This window comes from Mesorhizobium sp. L2C084A000 (genome assembly GCF_000502875.1).
GTDB lineage: Bacteria > Pseudomonadota > Alphaproteobacteria > Rhizobiales > Rhizobiaceae > Mesorhizobium.
Map to the genome: position 1 here is coordinate 63,825 of NZ_AYWX01000013.1, position 25,472 is coordinate 89,296.

General features: G+C 64.6%; 19 protein-coding genes. 7 read left to right on the plus strand and 12 right to left on the minus strand.

From position 1 onward, the window contains the following. Positions 1-5: 5 nt before the first annotated feature. Complete coding sequence (locus tag X735_RS142145) at positions 6-3,905, minus strand: AsmA family protein (protein ID WP_023813097.1); 3,900 nt, start codon at positions 3,903-3,905, stop codon at positions 6-8. 153 nt (positions 3,906-4,058) lie between these two features. Here X735_RS142145 and X735_RS142140 point away from each other — a divergent pair, with 153 nt between their 5' ends. Next, positions 4,059-5,042, plus strand: a complete 984-nt coding sequence (locus tag X735_RS142140; protein WP_023813098.1) for a Dyp-type peroxidase — start codon at positions 4,059-4,061, stop codon at positions 5,040-5,042. Between the two features lie 70 nt (positions 5,043-5,112). On the opposite strand, the gene X735_RS1000000168000 is transcribed toward X735_RS142140, so the two are convergent. Both X735_RS1000000168000 and X735_RS142135 read right to left on the minus strand, forming a co-directional pair. After that, a complete protein-coding gene (locus X735_RS1000000168000) occupies positions 5,113-6,048 on the minus strand; it encodes a hypothetical protein (RefSeq protein WP_023813099.1) in 936 nt (311 codons plus the stop codon). 155 nt (positions 6,049-6,203) lie between these two features. After that, positions 6,204-7,622, minus strand: coding sequence for an FAD-linked oxidase C-terminal domain-containing protein (locus X735_RS142135; RefSeq protein ID WP_023813100.1), 1,419 nt, complete (start codon positions 7,620-7,622; stop codon positions 6,204-6,206). Positions 7,623-7,724: 102 nt separating this feature from the next. On the opposite strand from X735_RS142135, the gene X735_RS142130 reads away from it, so the two are divergent. Further along, complete coding sequence (locus X735_RS142130) at positions 7,725-8,204, plus strand: thioesterase family protein (RefSeq protein ID WP_023813101.1); 480 nt, start codon at positions 7,725-7,727, stop codon at positions 8,202-8,204. A 235-nt stretch (positions 8,205-8,439) separates the two neighbouring features. Then, the gene (locus X735_RS142125; RefSeq protein WP_013531006.1) at positions 8,440-8,637 is read left to right on the plus strand and encodes a hypothetical protein; all 198 of its coding nucleotides are present in this window, start codon (positions 8,440-8,442) and stop codon (positions 8,635-8,637) included. A 16-nt stretch (positions 8,638-8,653) separates the two neighbouring features. Here the strand turns inward: X735_RS142125 and X735_RS142120 are convergent, their stop codons facing one another. Beyond that, entirely contained in the window at positions 8,654-9,133 is a 480-nt protein-coding gene (locus tag X735_RS142120) for an Lrp/AsnC family transcriptional regulator (RefSeq protein WP_023813102.1), read from the minus strand. 89 nt (positions 9,134-9,222) lie between these two features. Here X735_RS142120 and X735_RS142115 point away from each other — a divergent pair, with 89 nt between their 5' ends. Next, entirely contained in the window at positions 9,223-10,131 is a 909-nt protein-coding gene (locus X735_RS142115; protein WP_023813103.1) for a DMT family transporter, read from the plus strand. A gap of 10 nt (positions 10,132-10,141) precedes the next feature. On the opposite strand, the gene X735_RS142110 is transcribed toward X735_RS142115, so the two are convergent. Beyond that, positions 10,142-11,029 (minus strand): dienelactone hydrolase family protein, encoded by an 888-nt coding sequence (locus tag X735_RS142110; protein WP_023813104.1) that lies wholly within the window; start codon positions 11,027-11,029, stop codon positions 10,142-10,144. Between the two features lie 434 nt (positions 11,030-11,463). On the opposite strand from X735_RS142110, the gene X735_RS142105 reads away from it, so the two are divergent. Further along, on the plus strand, positions 11,464-11,898 hold the full coding sequence (locus tag X735_RS142105; protein WP_023813106.1) for a hypothetical protein: 435 nt from the start codon (positions 11,464-11,466) through the stop codon (positions 11,896-11,898). Positions 11,899-12,035: 137 nt separating this feature from the next. Here X735_RS142105 and X735_RS142100 read toward each other — a convergent pair whose 3' ends face one another. After that, complete coding sequence (locus X735_RS142100) at positions 12,036-14,351, minus strand: glucose/quinate/shikimate family membrane-bound PQQ-dependent dehydrogenase (RefSeq protein ID WP_023813107.1); 2,316 nt, start codon at positions 14,349-14,351, stop codon at positions 12,036-12,038. Between the two features lie 252 nt (positions 14,352-14,603). Here X735_RS142100 and X735_RS142095 point away from each other — a divergent pair, with 252 nt between their 5' ends. After that, a complete protein-coding gene (locus X735_RS142095) occupies positions 14,604-17,273 on the plus strand; it encodes a UvrD-helicase domain-containing protein (RefSeq protein ID WP_023813108.1) in 2,670 nt (889 codons plus the stop codon). Between the two features lie 283 nt (positions 17,274-17,556). On the opposite strand, the gene X735_RS142090 is transcribed toward X735_RS142095, so the two are convergent. From X735_RS142090 to X735_RS142070, 5 genes are all read right to left on the minus strand, one after another. Further along, a complete protein-coding gene (locus tag X735_RS142090; protein WP_023813109.1) occupies positions 17,557-18,606 on the minus strand; it encodes an ABC transporter permease in 1,050 nt (349 codons plus the stop codon). After that, entirely contained in the window at positions 18,603-19,400 is a 798-nt protein-coding gene (locus X735_RS142085) for an ATP-binding cassette domain-containing protein (protein ID WP_023813110.1), read from the minus strand. The genes X735_RS142090 and X735_RS142085 overlap by 4 nt, the downstream gene beginning before the upstream one ends. An 89-nt stretch (positions 19,401-19,489) precedes the next feature. Continuing rightward, positions 19,490-20,503: a substrate-binding domain-containing protein gene (locus tag X735_RS142080; protein WP_023813111.1), complete on the minus strand. Its 1,014-nt coding sequence runs from the start codon at positions 20,501-20,503 to the stop codon at positions 19,490-19,492. A 103-nt stretch (positions 20,504-20,606) separates the two neighbouring features. Next, positions 20,607-21,515: a sugar phosphate isomerase/epimerase gene (locus X735_RS142075; protein WP_023813112.1), complete on the minus strand. Its 909-nt coding sequence runs from the start codon at positions 21,513-21,515 to the stop codon at positions 20,607-20,609. Next, positions 21,512-22,543, minus strand: coding sequence for a Gfo/Idh/MocA family oxidoreductase (locus X735_RS142070; RefSeq protein WP_023813113.1), 1,032 nt, complete (start codon positions 22,541-22,543; stop codon positions 21,512-21,514). The genes X735_RS142075 and X735_RS142070 overlap by 4 nt, the downstream gene beginning before the upstream one ends. A 196-nt stretch (positions 22,544-22,739) precedes the next feature. Between X735_RS142070 and X735_RS142065 the strand changes: the two genes are divergently transcribed. Beyond that, positions 22,740-23,765 carry a LacI family DNA-binding transcriptional regulator gene (locus X735_RS142065; RefSeq protein WP_023813114.1) on the plus strand — a complete coding sequence of 342 codons (1,026 nt, stop codon included), beginning with the start codon at positions 22,740-22,742 and terminating at the stop codon, positions 23,763-23,765. A gap of 141 nt (positions 23,766-23,906) precedes the next feature. On the opposite strand, the gene X735_RS142060 is transcribed toward X735_RS142065, so the two are convergent. After that, positions 23,907-25,460: a trimethylamine methyltransferase family protein gene (locus tag X735_RS142060; protein WP_023813115.1), complete on the minus strand. Its 1,554-nt coding sequence runs from the start codon at positions 25,458-25,460 to the stop codon at positions 23,907-23,909. Positions 25,461-25,472 lie beyond the last annotated feature (12 nt).

The window sequence follows — 25,472 nt, forward strand, 5'->3', positions numbered from 1 at the left end:
AACTACTACTGCAGCGACTTCAGCAGATTGTCGATCGTGAACGGATTGGACTTCGGCTTGGCCGGCGGCGGATTGTCATTGGCCTGCGGCAGCGGGGCACGCTCCACCTTGGGAGCCTGCTGCGCGGCCTTGCGCTCGGCCTCGAGCCTTGCCTTTTCCTGCGCCGCGATGCGCACCGCCTCTTCCGCCTTCTGCCGCTCCTGCTCGGCCTGCGCTTTGGCCGCCTCGTCGGCGGCCTGCTTTTCGGCAGCCGCCTTCGCATCGGCATCGGCCTTGGCCTTTGCGTCCGCCTCAGCCTTGGCCTGGGCATCCGCTTCCGCCTTTGCCTTGGCGTCCGCCTCGGCTTTCAGCCGCGCCGCTTCCTGCTGCTTGCGCAGTTCTTCGGCCGCCTTGTCGCGAGCATCCTGCAGCGCCGCGTAGTAGCGGACCTCGCGCCGAAGCCGCTGCTTTTCGAGCAGCGCGGCCTGCATCGCCTCGACGCGCTGCTGTTCCTTTTCCAGCGCGCGTTGGGTCAGGAACTGCGCCAGCGGCTCACTGTCGAATGCTCGTTTTACCGCGCCGAACGGCCCCTCGGCGGTGAAATTCAAGACCGGCTCGGAGCCGACCAGCGCCTCGTCGCCCGGCCGATAGGTGATCGCACCCTTGGCCGACACCGTGACCGCGTTGAGATCCGCCGTGACGTCGGCGGACAAGGTCGCCGCCGGATTTTCCAGGCTGACCGGCGGCGCCCGCAGCGTGCCGCCGGCAACCGTGAAGGCTATGTCGGTGTCCTTGGCGGCTAGACTGCCATCAGCGGCGATGTCAGGCGCGAAGCCGGCAGTCTTGGCCGCATCGATGTCACGCCCGATCGCATCCGCCTTGACGAGGAACGCACTGAACGCATCTGGATTGACGCCAGCAACTTTCACGCCCTTCAACGCCGCAGTGCCGGAGCCTGATAAGGCGGCCACCATCCCTTCGACCGATTTGCCGCTGCTTGACAGCGCTGTCGAGAAGTCGCCGATGCCGCTGATGCCGGCATCCGGCAGCACGGTCGCCAGATCGGCGCCCGCCAGTTTCATCTGACCAGTGAACAGCCCGGTGCCGTCATTGTTCTTCAGCTCGAACAGGCCGCTGAGCGCCCCGCCAAGCAATTTCGCCTTGAGATCCGAAACGCGGATGCCTTCCTGGTCGAGCTTGAGCGAAAAGGCGGCATCGTACGCGGTGGCGAACCGCCCGGCGGCAAGTGCTGCCGTGGTCAGGTCGAGGTCGGCGGTGAAAGGCAGGCTGGATTTCTGGCTGAACGGTGTGGCCGGCCACGCGCGACCCTTGTTGGTTTCTTCCTTGTCGGCAAGAAAGGCGGAATCGCCGAACAGCGCCACCGCCATGGGATCGAGGTCGAGTTCGTCGAGCGCCAGCGCCCCAGCCAGATGCGGCACGCCGTTCTTTACATCGATATTGACGTCGCCGGACACCGCCGCTTCGTTGATGGCGCCGCTGAGTTCGTCCAGCACCAGCAGACCGTTGCCATAGTCGCCCTGCGCGGCGAGCGACGTCGACATGCCCGCCCCCATGCCGGGCAGGCCGATGCCTGACGTCATCAGCCATGGCTCGATGTCGGCGGCATCGAGGCTGAGCTTGCCCTTGGCGGCGAAGCCTTGCGGCGTATCGGCGATCGTGCCTTCGAAACCAGCCTTGAAGTCGTTGCCGGCAAGGCTGAAATTCGTCGCCAGGCCGCCACCCAGCGTTCCCTTGGCCTGAATGTCGGTGCTTGCCTCGCCCAGCATGCCGAGCGGCAGCGCCGGCAGGCCGTAAAGGGCCAGCAGCGTGGTGGCGTCAGGGTTCTTGGCGTTGAAGGTAAGCGCCACCGGCGCTTCGAGAAGCTTGTCCACCACCCCCTTCCCCGACAGCGATGCGGAAAAGGCCGAGCCGCCGGCCTTGCCTTGTCCGCTCACCGCCAGGCCGGTGGTGCCGTCGCCATTGTCGGCCGCACTCGCCACCAGGTCGACACGCGCATCCTGGAACAGCTCGGGATAGGCAGCGGCGCGGCTCGCCAGCCCTTTCAGCACGGCACTGTCGGGATAGTGCCGGGCGGCGACGTCGACCAGCGGCTTCAGGTCGACGGCAACCACCGACGCATCGAGCTTGCCGGTCGGGCTCGCCGGGAAATCCTTGATCCTGCCGGTGGCGCTGATCGAGGCGCCGGCCAGCCCGCCCACCGACAGCCGGTCGATTTCGAGCAGCCCGTCGCGCAGCCTGAGCGCCGTGTCGACGGTATCCGCGGTCAATCCGCCAGCGTTGACCGGCCCTGCCTTGATCTGGAAATCGAGGTCGCGGTCGGCAAAGCGATTGGCGCCCTTGTCGCTGACGAAGATCGAGGCGAAGGCCGCCAGCCCGTCGACATCGAGGTCGCCCCCTTCGAGACGCATCAGCACTGAGGGCTTGGCATCGTCGGGCTGGCTGGAATCGATGCGGCCGGAAAACCTCGCCTTACCCAGGATCAATTCGAGATCGCTGAAGGCCTGGCGCTTCTGCGAGAGGTCGACCTTGGCCTTGAAGCCGGCGGCAGGCAGACGGCGGATCGCCTCGTCGACATCCTTCGACAGCCAGGCGGCAAAGCCGGAGGGTTGCGCCACGGCCAGCAGCAGCGAGCCGTTGAAGCCGAAATGACCCTCCAAATTGAGCACGAGCATGCCATCGGCTTCCAGCGTGGTGCGGCCGGGCAAGGTCGCGGCAAGCGATTTCACCGACCAGCCGCCATCGACCGGCTCGGCGGAAAGATGCACGTCGCGCACCGTGGTGTCGCCGGCCACCACCGCCGGCAGCTTGACCTCGACGGTGCCGGGGATAGTCGGCTTCGGCATGTCGAGCAGCGCCTGCTCAAACGCCGCGATGCGCTGGTCCAGCGTCAGGCCGGCGCCGGCCTCGGCGCCCACCGCCTCGTCGAACTGCACCTGCGCGCCATTGGCCTCGATGGCGAAACTCGGTTTCAGCCCGAGATCGACAGAAGCCTTGCCATCGGCGGTGTAGGGGTTGTCGAGCGGCCCGGTCTCGAAGCGGAATTCGTCGACGCCCAACTTCTGGTGGTCGAGCGAAAACTTGCCGTTCAGCCGAAAGCCCGGATCGGGCTTGCCGGCGGAAACCTTCACCGTCTCACCGTCGGTGCTGCGCAGCTCGGCGCTGTTCTTGTCCGCACCGGAGATTTTGAATTGGCCGGAATAGACGGCAGCGCCATTGACAATGCCAGCATTGCCGTCGGCTTCGATGACCAGCGGATAGGCGTCCGGATCGGCCTTCAGCCGCAGCCGCATCTGCCCGTTGCCTTCAGCCTTGCCGGTGGACGCGGTGACCGCGGTGCGCAACCCGTCCAGCCGCAGCGTGCCGTCCATGCGCCATGGCCCGGCCAGCGATTTGGCCGAGATAGTTGAATTGATCTCGGAAAACAGATGGCTGCGCCCGCCGGCGGCATGGCGCAGTTCGATCTGCCCTTCCGTCACCGTCAGCTTCTCGATCGAGATCTGGTTGAGGTCGAAGGGCGAGGACGGCCGCATCGCCCAGTCGACCGTGCCATTGTTGGCGATGTCGATGGTCGCTTTCGGCCGCACCAGCCGCATGTCGAAGATCAGCACTTCGCCACGCAGGAAGGGCGCCAGTTCCGCATCCATCGAAAACGTCTCGACGGTCATGGCCGGCTGGCCATTGGGGCCGCCGGCGACAGCGACATTCGAGAAGGTCACCGAGGGGAACGGCAACAACCTTGCCGTGGCGTCGCCCTGCACGGTCACCTTGCGGCCGAGAATGGCGCTCGCCTCGCGCTCGAATTGGGCGCGGTAGCCTGTCCAGTCGACAAAATACGGCACCACCAGCGCCGCACATAGCACCAGCACGAACAGGCCACCAAAGATCACGAACAGGCGTGCGAGCATCAGCTCCGAATGGGTTGATTGAAATTCTGCCGCACTCTACCCGCATCCGCGTGTCGATAAAGAGGCAATTCATCCAGTGTTGCGCGATGTCTCATCCGCAGTTGCGTGATCTCGGGCGATCTGAAACAAATCCCGGCGAAGCGGAGAATTCGGATGTCTGGGAAGAACTGGGATCGCGTGCCGATCGACGCGCAAAGCGTCGACGCTCCGCTGTCGCTTTCGGCGGTCTTTCTTGTCGTCACCGTCGCCGGCGAGCAGACCGCGCTCGCCAAGGTGGCCTCCGTGCTTGGTGGGCTCGACGATCTCGTCAAAACCGTCGGGTTCCGCGATCTTTCCGGGCGGCTTTCGTGCATTGCCGGCATCGGCCGCGATCTCTGGGATCGTCTTTCTCCAGATCGGCGGCCGCTGGAACTGAAACCGTTTGCGCCGATCAAGGGATCCGTTCATTCGGCGCCCTCGACCGCTGGCGATCTTCTCTTCCACATCCGCTCCGAACGCCCCGACATGTGCTTCGAGTTCGAGCGCATTCTGCTCGACAATCTCGGCGACGGCGTGAGCGTCGTCGACGAGGTTTCCGGCTTTCGCTATTTCGATGCGCGCGACCTGCTCGGCTTCATCGACGGCACCGCCAACCCGACCGGCCTCGATTTGCCCGCCTCTGCGCTCGTCGGCGATGAAGACGCCGACTTCGCTGGCGGCAGCTATGTCGTCGTCCAGAAATATCTGCACGACATGCAGGCCTGGGCGCGCATTCCGACGCCCGAGCAGGAAGCGATCATCGGCCGCACCAAGATCGACAACATCGAAATCGACGATGACGACGCGCCGCGCAAATCACACAAGTCGCTGGCCACCATCGAGGATGCCGATGGCAACGAGTACGACATATTGCGCGACAACATGCCGTTCGGCAGGCCCGGACAAAACGAGTTCGGGACCTACTTCATCGGCTATTCCAGATATCTTTGGGTCATCGAAAAAATGCTGCAGCGCATGTATATCGGCGACCCGCCGGGCGCCTACGACCGCCTGCTCGATTTCTCGACGCCGCAGACCGGCACAACGTTCTTCGCGCCAACCCGCCCGATCCTGCAGGCTCTTGTCGAGGGTCCACGGGAGAGGCAGGCCTCGCGCTAGATCAATTAAATTTGGGCGGCGCCTTCCCATCAATCTTTCTTAACGCCGTTTCGGCTGCGGCATGGGCGCGCTATTCTCGCCCTCCGGGATGGTTGCTCCAACCGCAAGAACCGCATGTACTGTAATAATCCCCATCCGGCTCGATCCGGATGTCGAAATGGGAACGGATATTTCGCGAGGAACATTGCGGACACTGACTGATTGCGCCTGCCCCAACTCGCATGGCCACCTGCACGAAATGCCCAACGAGAGTATCGGTGGCGTGTACCGCGATTGATGCGGCCATTTCAGTGGCGTTCGTGTGATGGGTCAGCCAATTCACGAGTGTCCATGTGTCATCCGCCATAGCCTTCAAATAGCTTCTCAACTCTTTGTTGCTGCCGCCAGGACACAAGAGCCCCACCAGCACTTCACTCCAGGCTTTGAAATTGGCCGCTTGAGGTTGCTCCGCGACGCCCGTGAGATCAACTCGTCGTTTCACCGCGGTAATGAGGGCGAGAAGGCATTCCCGCAATTGCATGCCTACAGCTTGCAGATCCTCTGCCTCTACGGCACTTTCCAAGCGGCTGAATGCCTGCTCCTGTCTGCGTAGCACTTCGTCGAACGGGTTAGGATGATCGGGGTCCGGCCTTCCCTCGCGGCTCCGAAGGCGCGTCATCAATCCGATATGAAATGAAAGTGTGTAGTCGAGACTTGGAAAATATCGTTGCGAATACAAATTCGTCAGATTCGTGATCACCCACCAACGATTTTTATCTGTGGTGACATCCCAAATTTCATACGCTTCCCCCAGCACATATTCCTTTTTCACACGTTCAACATGCTTCACTGCTTCATCTTGCGCCTGACCCGCGACGTAGTTTGCGATATCTTGTTCGGCATCCGCGTCACGAACTGGGCTATATCGCCTGATTTCCTCCGGCGGAACCGGATGATCATGAACAACGCAGTCATCGGACTCCGTTGTGGTCTTTGGCTTCTTCCGTTTTCGCGTTTCTTTTTGCATCTCGGCCACCTCGTGTGATTATTACCTAGATCACCGTTATCTTTTAGATGTTGCCAATCCTCGAAAGAGGCCTTGGCCGCCTGATGCTTCGCGGCGCGCCAGCGGGCCATAGTGGCTACGTCGATCGGCAGCAGTGTCTGCTTGAGGCTATTCCTCTATTTCCCGGCGCCCGGCAATATCTTGCCCGGGTTCATGATATCGAGCGGATCCAGCGCCTGCTTGATCGTGCGCATGATGTCGACGCCGTGGCCGAGTTCATGGCGCAGGAAGCCGATCTTGCCCTGGCCGATGCCGTGCTCGCCGGTGCAGGTGCCGTCCATGGCGATCGCCCGCATGTTGAGCCGCGCGACGAACTTTTCCGACAGTGCGATCTCCTTCGGATCATTCACATCCATCAGCACCAGAACGTGAAAATTGCCGTCGCCCGCATGACCGACGATCGGCGCGATCAGGCCCATCTCGACAATGTCGGCTTCGGTCTCCATGACGCATTCGGCAAAGCGCGAGATCGGCACGCAGACATCGGTCGACAGCCCCTTGGCGCCTGGCCGTAGCGTCAGCGACGACCAGTAGGCGTCATGCCTGGCCTTCCACAGTTTGGTGCGCTCCTCGGCGACGCTGGTCCACAGGAACGGCCCGCCGCCATTCTCTTCCGCGATCATGCCAAAGGTCTCGGCCTGTTCGGCAACGCCGGCATCGCTGCCGTGAAACTCGACGAACAGGCAGGGGCTTTCGGGATAGTCGAGCTTCGAATAGTTCTTCATCGCCCGCATCTGCAGCGCGTTGACCAGTTCGATGCGCGCCACCGGGATGCCCATCTGGATCGTCGCGATGACCGCGTTGCAGGCCGCCTCGACGCTCGGAAACGGGCAGACGCCGCCAGAGATCGCCTGCGGGATGCCTTGCAGCTTCAAGGTCAGCGAGGTGATGATGCCGAGCGTGCCTTCCGAGCCGACCAGCAGCCGCGTCAGATCATAGCCGGCCGAGCTCTTTTTCGCGCGCTTGCCGGTCGTCACCGTCTCGCCGTCGGCCATCACGGCGGTCAGCGACAGCACGTTCTCGCGCATCGTGCCGTAGCGCACGGCATTGGTGCCGGACGCCCGCGTCGCCGCCATGCCGCCGAGCGAGGCATTGGCGCCCGGATCGATCGGAAAGAACAGGCCGGTGTCGCGCAGATGCCGATTAAGGTCCTCGCGGGTGACGCCGGGTTCGACCGTACAGTCGAGGTCCTGCGGATTGACCGCCAGGATGCGGTTCATGCGCGACGTGTCGACCGATATGCCGCCGCCCGGTGCGTTGGTGTGACCCTCCAGCGAGGAGCCGACGCCGAAGGCGATCACCGGCACGCGGTGCGCGGCACAGGCCCGCACGATCTCCTGCACCTCGGCGGCCGTCTCGGGAAACGCGACGCCGTCCGGCGCCTGCGTCGGAATATAGGTGGTGGTGTGCGCGTGCTGCGAGCGGATGGCTTGGCCGGTCTGGAATCGCTCGCCAAGCTGCTGCTTGAGGATGCCGAGCACAGCGGCGATGCCCTCCTCGTTGCGTTCGACCGGGTTGAGGTCGCTCAGAGCCATGAATTCCTCCGCGAATGGACCAGCGTCCACGCTTGTTATGCGTCTATGGATGCGTAGTCTCCGGAGCCACGCTCTGTCCAGCACCAGAACAAGGAAGTTTCGATGCCCATCCCCACTCCCTTCGTCTCAAAACCCATGGACATCGAGAAGGACTGGATCGACTACAACGGCCATCTCAACATGGCCTATTACAACGTGCTGTTCGACCGCTGCTCGGACGATGCCTTCGAGGCAATGGGCATGGGACCGAACTATGCCAGGGATCGTCGCCTCACCATCTACACGGCCGAAGTCCATGTCTGCTACGTGCAGGAGCTGCACCTCGAGCATAAGGTCACGGTCTCATTCCAGCTCATCGACCACGACGACAAGCGGCTGCGGGCCTATCAGGAAATCCGCCATGTCGACGGCTGGCTGGCCGCGACGTCCGAATCGCTGTCGCTGCATGTCGACATGTCCGGGCCGAAGGTGGCGCCCTTCCCCGCCGATGTGCTGGCCAGGGTCGAAGCCATGCGCGCCGCCCATTCGGCACTGCCGATGCCGGAACGGGCCGGCCGCTCGATCGGCATCAAACGCAAATAGGGCGAAGCCGATACTTCTCGTTTCCGGCTTCAAAGCCACACCGGCAATCTAAAATCGCAGAACCCTCCCATCGGCCGGCAGCAGTGCTTGAAGCAGCGCGGCGCCCACGTTAACCTTACCAAGGTTTTAACGGGAACAAGCCATTTGAGCCGTTGCGCGACTCAGCGGGTCGGTCGAAAACGATCCGCATCGAGGTAGCGACACGGGCGGCGCGGCGCCGGTTCGAGGAAAGTGCATGAAAACCGACATCAAGGTCGAGGTGGACAGGCTGGCTGCCGATCCGCGCATCACCGACTATGATTTCTGGCGCTCGCTCAAGAACGTCAACAACGAGATCTTCCACATCGCCAACAACAACGAGCCGATCCCGTTCGACATGATCCGCTGGCGCGCCATCCTGAAGCAGGCGCGCATGAAGCGCGGCCACGCATAGGTCCTCTCCCTGTACGTCAAGCCTGGCGCCTCAACGCCGCCAGGGCCGAGCGCGCCACCACCGGCGACGACTGGATGATCGCCGTATTGGTCATCGCATAAGGAATGATGCGGTCGATCACCCGCTCGAGGTCGGCCACCGAGCCGACATGCGCCAGCGCGACGAAACAATCCTCTCCGGTTACGCGGTCGCACTGCACGATCTCCGGCAGTTCGCGGATGATTTCGGCCACAACGGCCAGTTGTCCCGGCACCGGACGGATGCGCAGCCATGCCGACATCGGCAGGCCGAGTGCCGCCGGGTTGATCCTGACCGAATAGGCCTCGATGACGCCGCTTTCCTGCAGCCGCTTGATGCGCTCTGCCACGCTCGGCGCCGACAGGCCAACCGAGCGTGCCAGCTCCGCCGTGCTGGTGCGCGCGTCCTTCTCCAGCAGACGCAGGATCTTCATATCCGCGACATCGAGATCGGCACTTTCAGTTCGAAGGCGTTTCATGGAAAACTCCTTGCTTCCGGGAGAAAGATAGCCGGAAGAACCAATCATCTCCCATATAAATGGGCAAATCCGCCTGCGATACTGATCCGATGGTCGATCAAACGCAAGCTCTCGCGGCAGACCCTGTCCCTGCCAGCTCCACCCTCGCCAGGCTGACGGAAAAACTGCCGCCGCATGTCTGGTTCGGCGTCAGCGCCGTCTTCCACTATCTCGGGCCGGCATTCGCCGTCCTGCTTTTCCCGCATGTCGGCGTGCTCGGCATGGCGTGGCTGCGTATCGCCACGGCAGCACTCATCTTCGCACCCCTGACCCGCCCATGGCGAAGCCTCGCCCGCGCCGATCTCTCGACAAGGCTGCTGTTGCTGGCCTTCGGCGCCTGTCTGGCGGTGATGAACTGTTCGTTCTACCTGGCGCTCGACCGCCTACCGATCTCGCTGGTGGCGGCGATCGAATTCGTCGGCACCATCGGCGTCGCGGTGGTCGGCCTCAGGAGCCCGCGCAATCTTGCCGCCCTTGCCGTCGCGGTGACCGGCACCTTGCTGCTCATCGACGTCAAATGGTCCGATGATCCCATCGGGCTGTTCTGGGCCTTCCTCAACGGCGCGCTGTTTGTCGGCTACATCGTGCTCGGCCACCGCGTCGCCGCGTCAGGCGCAGGCAGCGGCATTGCCGGCCTGGGTGCCGCCATGGCGATCGCTTTCGTGGTCGTGCTGCCGATCGGCTTCACCGATGCGCTGCCGGCCTTTTTCTCGCCGCCGCTGCTGCTCGCCGCCATCGGCGTCGGCATCTGCTCGTCGGTTATCCCCTACATCTGCGACCAGCTCGCCATGTCGCGGCTGCCACGCGCGAGCTTCGCGCTGATGCTGTCGCTGCTGCCCGTCACCGCGACGCTGATCGGCGTCGTCGTGCTGCGCCAGATTCCAAGCTTTACCGATTGCCTCGGCATTGCGCTTGTGGCCGCCGGCGTCGCCTTCCACAAGCCGGCGAACACGGATTAGACGGACGCCCCTATGCCAGTTTCTGCTTGAGGAAGGCGATCGTTCTGCCCCAGGCCAGGTCGGCCGCCTTCTTGTCGTAGCGCGCTGCCGACGTGTCGTTGTTGAAGGCATGGTTGGCGCCTTCATAGACATAGACCGTGTATTCGACATGCGCCGCGTCGAGTTCCTTCTTGAAGGCGTCGATGCCGGCATTGATGCGCTCGTCCAGTCCGCCATAGTGCAGCAGCAAGGCCGCCTTGATCTTGGACATATCGGCGGCCTTCGGCTGCATGCCGTAATAGGCAACGCCGGCACTGAGATCGGGGGCGTTGATGGCCAGCATGTTGACCGTGCCGCCACCCCAGCAGAAGCCGATGGCGCCGACCTTGCCGTTGCCGTCCTTGTCGCTCTTGAGGAAAGCGACGGTCGCAACACCGTCGGCGATGGTCTGCGCCGGATCGAGCTTGGCGAACATGTCGCGCGCCTTGTCTTCATCGGTTGGCGTTCCGCCGAGCGGCGACAGAAAATCCGGCGCCAGCGCCACGAACCCCTCCAGCGCCACGCGTCGCGTCACATCGCGGATATGCGGGTTGAGCCCCCTGTTCTCATGCACGACGATCACCGTGCCGAGCTTGCCCGCCTTGTCCACCGGCTTGACCAGATAGCCCTTCATTTCGCCGCTGCCGCCGGGATAGCTGATGTCCTCGCCCTTCACCCGCGGATCGTTGTCGGCGACAACAGCCGCTTGCGCCGAATTTGCCGCCAGAAGCGGGGCGATCGCGGCGGCCGCCGCACCCGATCCGGCAAGCCGGGTCAACTGCTCCATGAACCGGCGGCGATCGAGCGTCAGATGCGTATATTCGTCATAGGCGTCGATCATCGCCTGGGTGATGGCGGGCTTGGCGTCGGGTTTCGTCATGGATCGGGTCCTCTGCTTCGGGCTTTAATTGCCAGCTACATAGGGACCAAGCCGGCATGGTCCAGTCGAGCACTCATCGCGGCCGCCGATTGCCTCAGGGCGTAGGCCGCTGGCCGCGTCCCGGCAGTAAAGCCGGTGCCATGCACGGCCGTGTCATCACTTTTTGGTCATTGGCGATAAATCCTGCTGGCGCTGCCACAATCGTGAGGGAAGGTGGCTATCGACGGTATCTTGACCGCGTGCCTACACGTCAAACCCAGAAGGAAGCGATGACCATGACCATGCCTTCCCCGATCCTCGCCAGCGCGCTCGTCCTTGCGGCGAGTGCCGCTTTGGCCCTGCGCTCGATGGTTGCGAGTGCAGGCAGACCATCGTTGATCAGGGTCCGCACTGAGCGGAACCGCAACGCGAAAACCCAGGGTTGAGGTGACGCTATGAACGTCCAGGACATCGTCAACACCGTTTCGCAGAAGGCCGGCCTCGACCAGACGACGACGGAGAAAGTCGTCGGCACCATTTTCTCGGTGCTCGAACACGAGGCGGAAGGCACAAGCGTCTCGGCGTTCTTCGCCAAGATCCCCGGCGCCGACGACCTCGCCCATCAATATGACGTCATGGCTGCCGCTCCGGCCGGCGGTGGCGGTTTTCTGTCGTCGTTGCAGGGGGCGCTTGGCGGCGTTCTCGGCGAGAAGGCCGGCGCGCTGATCAACGGCGTCGCCGCGCTCAAGGCATCCGGGCTCGACATGGCGCAGATCCAGAAGGCCGGCGCGACGCTGATCCAGCAGGCCGAAGCCGCCGCCGGCCCCGACCTGACCAACACGGTGCTCGGCTCGGTGCCCAGCCTGAAGGGTCATCTGGGGATCGGCTGATCGAGAACGGGCCGATCGGAAGATTTCCCGCCCCTCATCGCCCAGTCGGGCACTTTTCCCCGTCACTATACGGGAAAAGACACCGGCACAGATGAGGGGCGGCGCGACCTCTGAAAGATCGCGTTACCCTGTCGCCCCTACTTCGGCAGCGCGTAGGCCATCACATAGTCCCCAGGCTTGGTGCCGACTGAACCGTGGCCGCCGGCGACGATGACCACGAACTGGCGGCCGTCGGCGACCGTATAGGTCATCGGCGTCGATTGCCCGCCGGCCGGCAGCCGCGCCTGCCACAGCTGCTTGCCCGATGTCAGGTCGTAGGCGCGCAGATAGTCGTCGACCGCGGCCCCCAGGAAGGCGACGCCACCAGCGGTGATCATCGGCCCGCCGATGCCCGGCACCCCGACTTTCAGCGGCAGCGGCAGCGGCGTCATGTCGTAGACGGTGCCGTTGCGGTGCTTGTAGGCGATCTTGCCGGTCCTGAGATCGGCGCCGGCGACATAGCCCCAGGGCGGCGCCTGGCAAGGGATGCCAAGCGGCGACAGGAACGGCCCCATCACCACCGCATAGGGCGCGCCCTCGTTGCGGTTCAGCCCCTGCTCGCTGCCGCGCCCTTCGTCCGGCGGCGGCACCTGATCGCGCGGGATCAACTGCGACTTGAACGCCAGGTAGGTCGGCATGCCGAACAGCACCTGCCGGACCGGATCGACGGCGACGCCACCCCAGTTGAAGGTGCCGAAATTGCCGGGATAGATCAGCGAGCCCTGGACGGAAGGCGGCGTATAGCGCCCCTCATAGCGCAGGCCCTGGAATTCGATCCGGCAGGCCAACTGGTCGAACATGGTTAGGCCCCACATGTCGGCGCCGGTGAGCGGCTTCGGCATGAAGGTGAGATCGGAGACCGGCTGCGTCGGCGATGTGTGGTCGCCTTCGATCGCGCCGCCGGGCGCCGGCACTTCGTTGACCGCAATGACCGGCTCGCCGGTGCGGCGGTCGAGCACATAGAGGTCGCCCTGCTTGGTCGGCCCGACCAGCGCCGGCACCACCGTGCCGTCGGGTTTGCTGATGTCGATCAGGCTCGGCTGTGCCGGTACGTCCATGTCCCAGAGATCGTGGTGCACGGTCTGCCGCACCCAGCGCACCTGCCCGGTGTTGAGGTCGAGCGCGGTGATCGACGACGAGAACTTCTCGACATTGGCGCTGCGCCCGGCGCCGAGCTGGTCCGGCGTCTGGTTGCCGAGCGGCACGTAGAGCAGGCCGAGCTTCTCGTCGGCGCTCGGCGTCGACCACATGTTGGGCGAGTTGGCGGTATAGGTCTGGCCGGCCGGCAGCGGCGTCGTCTGGTCCGGATTGCCGGAATCCCAGTTCCACACCAGCGCGCCGGTGGCAGCGTCGTAGGCGCGGATGACGCCGGACGGCTCCTGCGTCGAATAATTGTCGTTTACCGCGCCGCCGACGATGATCTTGCCGCCTGATATCAGCGGGGCCGAGGTCGAGTAGTAATAGCCCGACTTCGGATAGGGCATGTTGGTCAGAAGGTTCAGCGTGCCGCCCTCGGCAAAAGCCGGGCAGACCTGCCCGTTGGCGGCGTCGAGCGCGATCAGCCGCGCATCCGAGGTCGGCAGGTAGACGCGGGTCGCACAGGGCTGCCCGGCGGCGCCGGCGGCATCGGCGTAATAGGCCACGCCGCGGCAGGTCTGGTGCTGGCGGTCCTTGTCGAGCTTGACCTTGGGATCGAAGCGCCATTTCTCCTTGCCGCTCGCGGCATCGATGGCGATGGCGAAATTATGCGGCGTGCAGATGTAGAGCGTGTCGCCGATCTTCAGCGGCGTCACCTGATAGGTGGTCTCGCCGACATCGTCGGGACCCTTCACATCGCCGGTCTGGTAGGTCCAGGCAGGCTGCAGCTTGGCGACATTGTCCGGTGTGATCTGGTCGAGCGGCGAATAGCGCTGGCCGAACTGCGTGCGGCCGTAATAGTGCCACTCGCCGGCCGGCACATCATTGCCGAGATTGGCGTTGGCGACCACCTTGTCGGTGCCGAGTTCGCCGGCAATGTCCTTCGGATCTGAGGTCATCGAATAACCGGCGACGGCCAGTGATGCCAGCACGGCAAGGATCAGCGGTGCGCGCCCGTCAGGGCCGGCAAGACCCCGCCTCGCCCATGGCGTCAGCAGCCACAAAGCGAGAAGCACGATGATGCCGCCGCGCGGTCCGAGTTCCCACCAGTCGAAGCCGGTTTCCCAGACCGCCCAGGCCAGCGTGCCGAGCACGATCACCGCGTAGAGCCACAGTGCGGTGGACCTGCGCCGGTAGAGCAGCCAGGCGGCGATCAGGAAGGCAAGGCCGGCAATGACATAGTACCAGCTGCCGCCCAGCATCGCCAGGCGGATGCCGCCGCCGCCGAGTGCCAGGCCGATGAGGAAAAGAATGAGGGAGGTGATGGTGACAGCCAAGATGATACTCCTTCGACTGTTGCGCTTCGCGGCGCGGCCATGGCAACCCGGCATTGCGTCGCTGCCCGAAGCACAACTTTCTCCTGACGGTCCCGCCTGTCAAGCACGGGCCTCAAGCGCAAGCCGCAATGGTCCATCGCAATTGGGATAACATCGACCGCAGTGGGAGCGCGGGGCAGCAATCGGGCACTTTAGCGGAACAAAACGTAGACAGTTCTGGTCTTTCCCCACCGAATCACTACATTCGGGGCAATGTCCGGCTTTTCCGAAGACATGCCCTTTTTCGACGAACCCAATGCGCGGCCCACGGCCCCGTCGGGCATCGCCGCGCGCGCCATGGCTGCCCGCAGCGGACACAACAACGCACCCGACTATCTGAAGGGCCTCAACCCGGAGCAGCGGCTAGCTGTTGAAACAACGGAGGGGCCGGTTCTGGTGCTGGCCGGTGCCGGTACCGGCAAGACCCGCGTGCTCACCACGCGCATCGCCCACATCCTCGCCACCGGCAAGGCGTTCCCGTCGCAGATCCTCGCGGTAACCTTCACCAACAAAGCCGCGCGCGAGATGAAGATCCGCATCGGCGTGCTGATCGGCGAAGGCGATGTCGAGGGTATGCCATGGCTCGGCACCTTCCACTCGATTGGCGTCAAGCTGCTTCGCCGCCATGCCGAACTCGCCGGTTTGCGCTCCGACTTCACCATCCTCGACACCGACGACGTCGTGCGGCTGATCAAGCAGCTGATCCAGGCCGAAGGTCTGGACGACAAGCGCTGGCCGGCCAAGCAGTTCGCCCAGATGATCGACGGCTGGAAGAACAAGGGGCAAGGCCCGGCCGACATCGCCGAGGGCGACGCCCGCGCCTTCGCCAACGGCAAGGGCCGCGAGCTCTACAAGGCCTATCAGGAGAGGCTGAAGACGCTGAACGCCTGCGATTTCGGCGACCTGCTCTGCCACCCGATCCGCATCTTCCGCGCCAATCCGGACGTGCTGAAGGAATACCACAAGCGCTTCAAATACATCCTCGTCGACGAGTACCAGGACACCAACACCGCGCAGTACATGTGGCTGCGGCTTTTGGCGCAGAGGCCCGATTCCGGGCGCGCGTCGACATCGACGGACCTGCGATCGGCCGAAGGCCGCAAGCCCGACCGGGCGTCGGCCGGCCAGGCCGCCCCCGCGGAGGCCAGCGAACGAAGCGAGCGCGCGGCCGTGAGCGACAACAAAGTCAACATCTGCTGCGTCGGCGACGACGACCAATCCATCTATGGCTGGCGCGGCGCCGAGGTCGACAACATCCTGCGCTTCGACAAGGATTTTCCCGGCGCCACCATCATCCGGCTGGAGCGCAACTACCGCTCGACCGCGCACATACTGGGGGCCGCCTCCCACCTCATAGCCCACAATGAGGGCCGCTTCGGCAAGACGCTGTTCACCGACCGCAACGATCCCGAGGACGGCAAGGTGCATGTCCACGCCGCCTGGGATTCCGAGGAGGAAGCCCGCGCCGTCGGCGAGACGATCGAGACCTACCAGCGGCAAAAGCACAATCTCAACGACATGGCGATCCTGGTCCGCGCCTCCTTCCAGATGCGCGAGTTTGAGGACCGCTTCGTCACGCTCGGCCTCAACTACCGCGTCATCGGCGGTCCGCGCTTCTATGAACGCATGGAGATCCGCGATGCGCTGGCCTTCTTCCGCGTGGTGGCGCAAGGCGCCGACGACCTCGCCTTCGAGCGCATCGTCAATGTGCCCAAGCGCGGCCTTGGTGAAGCCACCATCCGCCAGATCCACGACACGGCCCGCGCGCTGCGCATCCCAATGCTGGAAGCCGCCGCCAAGCTGGCCGAAAGCGACGAGTTGAAGCCGAAGCCCCGCGCCGCCTTGCGCGAAGTCGCGGCCAATTTCGAACGCTGGCAGAAGGCGCTGGAAACCACGCCGCACACCGAACTCGCCGAGACCATTCTCGAAGAGAGCGGCTACACCGACATGTGGAAGAACGACCGCTCGGTCGAAGCGCCCGGCCGGCTGGAGAACCTGAAAGAGCTGATCCGCTCGATGGAGGAGTATGAATCGCTGCGCTCCTTCCTCGAGCATGTCGCATTGGTCATGGACGCTGAGCAGAACGCCGGGCTCGACGCCGTCTCGATCATGACGCTGCATTCGGCCAAGGGCCTCGAATTCGAGACCGTCTTCCTGCCCGGCTGGGAAGAAGGCCTGTTCCCGCATCAGCGCGCGCTGGACGAAGGCGGCCGCTCCGGACTGGAGGAAGAGCGCCGGCTCGCCTATGTCGGCCTGACCCGCGCCAAGAAGAACCTGCATCTGTGGTTCGTCTCCAACCGCCGCATCCACGGCCTGTGGCAGTCGACCATCCCGTCGCGCTTTCTCGACGAACTGCCGGAAGCCCATGTCGAGGTCGCCGAAAGCGGCAACAGCTACGGCGGCTACGGCAATTCCTACGGCGGCGGTTCTTTTGCCTCCGGCCGTGGCGGCCAGGGGGCAGGACGGCAGAACCCCTATGGCGCCTCGCGCTTCGACAATGTCGGCGCCGACACCGAAAAATCCGGCGCCTTCTCCAACACCTATGCGACGCCGGGCTGGCAGCGCGCCCAGGCCAACCGCACCGAGGCGACCGACCGCAACTGGGGCTCGCGCTCCGGCCACCAGGTCGAGCGCATCGGCTATGGCGAAACCGACTCCGGCTACGGCGCCGGCCGCACCTCGGTCAAAGGCCGCACCATCGACGGCGAACTGGTCGCCAAATCCGTCTCCGACACGCCATCCGCCTTCAACGTCGGCGACCGCGTCTTCCACCAGAAATTCGGCAACGGCAACATCTCGGCCATCGAAGGCAACAAGCTGACCATCGACTTCGACAAGGCCGGCCAGAAGCGCGTGCTGGACGGGTTCGTCGCGGCGGTGTGAGCGGTTGCTTGCCCTACAAGCGACCATTCTCTGGCGGAAGCCCCCACCTTCGTCATCCACGGGCGGAGCAGGAGCGAAGCGACGTCGCGGAGACCCGAGGATCCATGCCGCGACCTTCGCCCAGAAATGCAGCGGAGCAGAATTCCACAACCGGAGCGGTACTTTTAAGTCGCGGCATGGATCCTCGGGTCTGCGCCGCGTCGCTACGCTCCTTGCTTCGCCCGTGGATGACGAAATGATGGGCGTCCGCGCAAGGCATGCGGTCCGCCAACGAAACAGCCCCTCACCGATACCGCGCCTGGTTCCACTTATGCCCCAGCAGTGACAGGATGATGATCAGGCCGTTGAAGAACTGGACGTAAAAGCCGCTCAGGCCTGCCGCCACGACACCGGTCTGGATGAACGACACGGTGACGGCGCCGATGGCGCCGCCGACCACGGTGCCGATGCCGCCCCAGGTCGGCGTGCCGCCGACGAACACCGAGGCCAGCACCGGCAGGAGATAGCCGTCGCCGGCGGTCGGCCACCAGGTGAAATTGATCATCACCGAGAAGGTGCCGGCGATCGCAGCACCAATGCCGACGAAGACGAACACTTTCACCCGCACGCGCTTGACGTCGATGCCCATCTGCTGGGCGCTGTCGGGGTTGTCGCCGACCACCCTCACCTGCGCGCCGAAGCGATGGCGGTTATAGAGCATCGCCGACAGCACGACGAAACCGATGGCCCAGAAGATCTGCACCGGAATGCCCAGCAGCTGGCTTGAGAAGATCGTGTAGGCCCAGCTGTCGCTGAGGCTGGTCAGCGCCATCGACTTGCCTTCGTTGATGATCTGGATCAGGCCGCGCAGCAGGAAATTCATGCCGAGCGTGGCGATCAGTGAAGACAGCCCGCCATAGACCACCAGCGAGCCTACCAGGAAGCCGAGCAGCATGCCGGTGACGAGCGCCGCGGCGATGCCGAGAAACGGATCGTAGCCGGCCTGCACGACCAGCGCGAAGACCCATGAGGCGAAGCCCATCGTTGCCGGAAACGACAGGTCGATCTCGCCGCAGGTGACGACGAACACCAGCGGCACCACCACGAACAGCGCCACCGGCAGCGTCGTCAGCACCGAGCGGTAGAGATACCAGGTGGTGAAGACGGTCGGGTTGGCGATCATGAACACCGCCATCATGACGATGAACACGGCGAGCGTGCCGAGCGCGGCACGGTTGTCGAGGATGAAGCCGCGCATCCAGTGATCGGATGGGTGTTTCCACTCTTTCTGGGCACTGGGGCGGGGAATGCCGGCGGACGGCTCGTGCAGGTCGGGCTCCATGGTCTTGCTCATCGTGCTCTCTGCTCCGCGTCGCCGGCATCGTGCAGCCCGGCCAATCCGCCGGGATGCGCGACCTCTTCCATGAAGTTGATGAGATCTTCGGCCGACTTGACCTCGCTGCGGTCGGTCGTCAGTGCGACCTTGCCGCGGTCGAGCACGACGAAGCGGTCGGCGATGTCGAAGACATGATGGATGTTGTGGCCGATGAACAGGATCGAGCGGCCGCTCGCCCGCACCTGGCGCACGAAATGGAACACCTTGGCGGTTTCGGTCAGCGACAACGCCGTCGTCGGCTCGTCGAGGACGATCAACTCCGCCTGCTTGTAGATGGCGCGGGCGATCGCCACGCCCTGGCGCTCGCCACCCGAAAGCTGGCCGACGATCGACTGCGGCGTGAACACTTTCGAGGTGAAGCCGATCTCGCGCATCAGCCGGCTTGCCTCCTCGATCTCCTTGTTGACCCTGAGAAAGCCCAGGAATCCGGTCAGCTCGCGGCCCATGAAGATGTTGCGAACGATGGTCTGCTGCACGGCCAGCGCCCGGTCCTGGAACACCGTCTCGATGCCGGCCTCGCGCGAACGCGCGGCGCTCCACCCGGTCACCGGCTTGCCGCGCACGAGGATTTCGCCACTGGTCGGCTTGACCACGCCGGAGAGGATCTTGATCAGCGTCGACTTGCCGGCGCCATTGTCGCCGAGCAGGCCGACGACCTCGCCGCGGTCGACGCTGAGATTGACCCCGCCCAGTGCATAGACCTGGCCATAGGATTTGCTGATGTCGCGCAGTTCGATGAGGCGTTCTGCCATCGGATCCTCGCTTTGATTGTCGCTTGCCGGCTTCGTCGCCAGCGGTCCCACCGGCCGGGGCCTGAGATCCCGGCCGGCGGCTTGGGAGGTCAGCGCAGCGCCTGCTTGGCGAGCTCGGCGACGATCTCGTAATTTTCGGGCGTGACGAAGCCGGCGCCGGTGTCGACATTCATCGGCGCCAGCCCCAGCACCACCTGCTGGCAGAGGCTGAGGATCGGCAGATAGCCCTGCAGGAACGGTTGCTGGTCGGCGGTCAATTGCACCCAGCCGCCCTTGAAGCCCTCGACGATCTGCGGACTGGTGTCAAAGCCGAAATTGAAGATCTCGCCCGCCTTGCGTCCCGCCGCCTGCATGTAGGTCGAGACATTGCCGAGCATCTGCCCGCCGGGATAGCCGACCGCCTTGACGTCGGGATTGTTGAGCAGCGCCGCGGTGATCACCGGAATGGCCAGATTGGGATCGGACGCCCATTCGCCGCTCGGCGGCGAGGACAGCTGGATGACCTCGACGCCGGCCTCCTTGAGCGCCGCCACCGTGCCGCGCTCACGCGCGCCGCGGGCCTCATTCTCGAACGGGCCGATCATGATCGCCTTGTCGCCGGCCTTCAGCTTGCCGAGCTTGAATGCCTCGGCGCCGAGCGCGCGGCCCTGTTGCTCCTGCTGGGCGCCGACATAGCCGCCGCCGAACGCCGCCGTCACCGTTGGCACCGGCACGTTCTGGTACATCATCTTGATGCCGTCCTTGTGCGCCTGTTTGGCGAGCGGCATGATCGACGCGTCGCCGGGGTGGCCCATCATGGCGATGCCGTTGGGCTTGACCGCAATGGCCTCGCGCAGTTGCTGCACCATCTTTTCGATGTCCCACTGGGAGAAGATGTAGTCGACCTTCGGCCCGAGATCGGTCTCTGCCTGCTTGGCGCCATTATAGACGATGGTGCCGAAAGCGTCGCCCTCGGCGCCGCCGACGAAGAAGCGGATGTGGACATCCTTGCACCATTTGGCGTCGAGCGCCTGCGCGGGCAAGGTGGAGATCGCAGCGGCAAGCACCGTGGCGGCGGCCACGACGGTCGAGCGCAGAACGGTCCTTCTCATCGTCATGCTCATGCACTTATCCTCCCTTTTTGTCCTCGCAAGCGAGGGGTTTCGACATTCGCTTCGGCAATGCGCGCTACAGACATCCCGGCCGGCTCCTCCCGCCGGCCGATCCTCACATCGGGTTCGGCAGGTAGCTGGCCCCTCCCCGGCATTGCTTGAGATATTCCAGCGCCCGCACCTGGCCGGTGATCTCGAGGTCGCCGCGATAGACCGGGTCGTGCCAGCCTTCGATATCGATGGCCCCCTTGTAGTCGGCCAGTCGCAATTCGCTGATCACCCGGGTCCAGTCGCTGTCGCCGAAACCGGGCGTGCGCATCTGCACGAAGGGCAGTCGGCCGAACACGCCATGCTCGCGGATCACGTCCCAACGCACCGTCGCGTCCTTGCCGTGCACATGGAAGATGCGCGGCGCCCATTTGCGGATCTGCGGCATCGGATCGATCAGATAGACGAGCTGGTGGCAGGGCTCCCATTCGAGGCCCAGATTGTCGTCCGGCACTTCGTTGAACATCATCTCCCAGGCGTCCGGATTGTGGGCGATATTCCAGTCGCCGGCGGCCCAGTTGCCGTCCATGGCGCAGTTCTCGAAGGCGATGCGGACGCCCTTGTCGGCGGCGCGCTTGGCCAGCGGTCCCCAGACCTCCTTGAAGCGCGGCAGGCTGTCCGGCAGAGGCTTGCCGCGCAGACGGCCGGTGAAGCCGCTGACCATCGAGGTGCCGAACAGATGCGCGTTGTCGATCACCGTCTCCCAGGCCTTGAGCACGCCGCGGTCGACCTCGCCGTCTTCCAGCGGATTGCCGAACACGCCGAGCGAGGACACGGTGACGTCGGCATCGCCGATCGCCTCGCGGATCTGGCCGGCGAGAAGCGGCAGGTCCTTGCCGCCAAGCGTCTGCCAGAAGAAGGGTTGGATGCTCTCGAAGCCGAGCGGCAGGATCTGTTTGACGTAAGCCGCCGGGTCGTCGAGATTGGCCGGCACCATGGTGCCGATCCGGATGTCGAGAAGCGGGTTCGGCGTCATTGTGCGTCCTCTGCGATTGTCACGCGGCGGCCGGTCTCGGCGCTTTCGATGGCGCCGAAAACCATGGCCAGGCTCTTGATGTTGTCGGCGCCGCGCGTTTCCGGCTCGGTGCCGGTCTCGATGGCGTCCACGAAATCCTGGAGAATGCCGAGATGGCCGCCGACGCGATCGGACGCATCGAGCGGCGGCACCGCGATCGGCTGGGTTTTGTCGAACATTCCGTCGCGGCCCGGCATCACTGCTTCTGCCCTCAGGTCGTCATGACCGTCCCAGATGAGGCTGCCGCGCTCGGCGACGATGCGCCATGTACTTTCCCAACTGGTGCGGAAGCCGGCGGCGCACCAGCTGCCGGCATAGGTGAAGACCTTGCCGCGGCCGAGATCGAAGACGGCGCTGGCCGACGATCCCTGCCGGTACCAGGAATTGGCCGGCTCCCATTCCTGGCAATAGACATTGGCCGGCTCGCCGGCGACCATGTAGCGGGCGGCGTCGAAGGTGTGGATCGCCATGTCGAGCAGCAGCACATGCGCCATCTCCTCGCGAAAGCCGCCGAAATGCGGCGCGACGAAGAAGTCGGCGTGGATGCTGGTCGGCGTACCAATGGCGCCGGAATCCAGGAACCTGCGGATGCGCCTGACATCGGCGACATAGCGGCGGTTCTGCACGACCGCATGGATGCGCGCGGCGCGGCGCGCGGCCTCGACGATGGCGCGCGCATTTTCCCGACTGTCGGCGAGCGGCTTTTCCGTCAGCAGATGGCAATTGTGGGCAAAAGCGGAAAAAGCGACTTCGCGCCGGGCGGCTGGAACCACCACGTCGAACACCGCTTGCGGTTTGGTCTGGTCGAGCACGGCGTCGAGATTGCTGCCGATGAAGGCATTGGTGAGATCGTATTCGCGCGCCCTCGCCCGTGCCCTCTCGGCATCGATATCCACGAGGCCGACAAGGGTGAGCCCGCGGATCTGCCTGATGGCATCGAGCCAGGCCTTGCTCATCGCTCCGCAGCCGACCAGGACGACATCGATCATCCAGCGCTCCTCCTCCGCTCGGTCCCTCCAGACCGATCGTCACGGCATCCACGGCAGGACCGTAAACGTTTTTCCGTAAACGTTTACGAGAACACACCCGAAGGCGTAGAATGTCAATTGGCCGTTGGCGAAAATCGTCCTGTCGCCTTGGCCTGAGCGGCTACCGGTGCTAGCCAAGCAAGGGGAGTACAGTCACTTGGCATCCAGCATTCACGACCTTGCCCGTCACTTGAACATATCGATCGGCACGGTGTCGCGAGCGCTGAACGGTCGCGCCGATGTAAATGCCGACACGCGCCAGCGCGTGCTCGAGGCGGCCAGGACGCTCAACTATTCGCCGAACCAGTCCGGCCGCAGCCTGAGGCAAGGCGCCACCCATTCGATCGCCTTCATGCTGCAGCCGCATCCCGGTGACCAGCAATATGGTGAGCCGTTCTTCATTCCATTCCTGATCGGGCTGCAGGCCAGGCTTGCCGAAAGCGGGCTCGACCTGACCGTGGTCATGGGGGCGCCAGGCGACTACCAGCAGGAGCGCCTGCGCCGTGTCGTCGAAACGCGCCGCGCCGACGCGGTGCTGCTGGCCTGGACGCGGCGCGAGGACGAGCGCATCGACTATCTCACGCAAGCCGGCTTTCCCTTCGCCACGCTCGGCCGCAGTCGCTCCGGGGCCAAGTCCTATCCTTCCCTCGACCTCGATTTCGAGAAGGCCGGCGCCGACGCCGTCGACCGCCTGGTGGCGCGCGGCCACCGCCGCATCGCCGCCGTCCGTCCGTCGCTCGACCTCAACTTCGGCTATTTGTTCCTGGCCGGCTACCGCAAGGCCCTAAAGCGGCACGGCATCGAGATCGACCCCGAGCTGATCGCCTCCGGCTTCATCAACGAGGCCGGCGGCTACGAGGTGACGCCTCAGGTGATGCGCTCCAAGGCCCCGCCAACCGCCATCATCTTCAACAATGATGCAATGGCGCTGGGCGGCTGCAAGGCGCTGGCCGAGATGGGCATCAGGCCGGGCCACGACATGGCGGTGACCGTCATCGTCGACACGCCGCTCTGCCGCTATTTTTCCCCGGCTCTGACCGCCTTCCGCCCGGCGCTGGAGCCAATGGGACAACGCCTCGCCGAAATGCTGCTGGCGTCGCTTCCCGCCTTCGCCGGCCCGGAAGGTCCACGGATCATGCGCGAGGTCTGGCCGCTGGAACTGGTGGCGCGCGACAGTGATTGATGGTGGCAGCAGGACCGCCGATGTCGTCGTCCCCTCAAACAGCACACCGGTGCGCAGTGCACCGGCCGCAACCTTGAATGCGCGGGAGGCGCTGCAGGTTCCGGATCGCGCCACAATGAGGGCGATCAGCGAGAGCAAGTCTTAAGATACCGGCGCCGCTCCGCCCTCTGCCGTGCGCCGCGCGATAAACTCATCCAGCACGCCGGCGGTGGCGGCAGCCGTTGCCGGCGGCGCGAAATCGGAAAGCACCCGCCTCCAGACACCGGTGGCGCGCTCGCTCGCCGTCTTCGAGCCGCTCTGCGTCCAGTTGCCGAAATTCGACCAGTCGGCCACCAGCGGTTCGTAGAAGGCGGTGCGGTAGCGCGCCATGGTGTGGCCGGCCGAGAAGAAGTGGCCGCCCGGCTGCACCTCGGCGATCGCTTCGAAACCGATGGAATCGCTGTCGCCAGGCGTCGGGGCACAGAGCTCGGCCACTGTCTGCAAAGCCTCGATGTCGGTGACCAGCTTTTCGAAGGAAACGCTTAAGCCCCCCTCCAGCCAGCCGGCGGCATGGATGCACATCGTCGCCCCGGCCAGCACCGAACCCCACAGCGCGAACTGCGTCTCGTGCGCGGCCTGCGCGTCGGAGATGTTGGCCGCACTGCCGCCGCCGGACCGCCACGGCAGCCCGGTGAAGCGCGCCAGCTGACCGGCGCCCAGCGTCGCCTTGACATGCTCGGGCGTACCGAAGGCTGGCGCGCCGGATTTCATGTCGACATTGGAGGAGAACGAACCATAGACGACCGGCGCACCCGGCCGCACGATCTGCGCTAGCGTCAGCCCGGCCAGCGCTTCGGCGTGCTGCAGCGTCAACGCGCCGGCCACCGTGATCGGCGCCATGGCGCCTGCCAGGCAGAACGGCGTGATGACGGAGATTTGGCCCGCGCGGGCGAAATCGATGATGCCTTGCGCCATCGGGATGTCGAGCTGGCGCGGCGAGTTGGTGTTGATGACGGTGTAGCAATATGCATTTGCCAGAAACTCGTCCTGCGACAGGCCGCGCGCCAGCCGCAGCATCTCGAACCCGTCCTCGACCTGCGGCGTACCGCGCGCGAAGACGAATGGAAACTTGTCCGACAGCGTCAGCTGCGCGCGGTTGACGGCATAGTGCCGAAAGCGGTTGTCGACATCCTGCGGTTCGATGCAGGGCCCCAGCATATGCAGCACGTCGAAATGCTGCACCAGCCGCATGAGATCCTCGAAATCCGCCAGTGTTCCCGGCCGCCGGCCGCGCTCGAGATCGGTGACGTTCGGTGCTCCGCTCCCGGCCAGGAAGGTCATCGAGCCGAGCTCCAGCATCAGATCGCGGGCGCGCGAACCGGCATGAGCGTGGATCGATCTCGGCGCCGAGGCGAGTGCCGCCGTCACCATGTCGCGCCCGATGCGCACCATGTCGGTGTCCGGATCGACCAGGGCGCCGGCATTGGCGAAAAGCTCACGCGCCTGCGGCAGCAGCACCTTGATGCCGAGCTCTTCCAGCACGCGCAACGCCGTGTCATGGATGGCGACGACCTGATCATCCGAGAAGATCGGCTGCGGCAGGAACGGATTCTTCAGCGAATGATAATTGGGCCGGCGGCTGCTTTCGCTGCCTGCCTCGCCCGTGCGTCCACGCCGGCGCTCGCGCCTGCTGTCCCGTGCCGCGTCATCGACCATGGTGTATTCTCC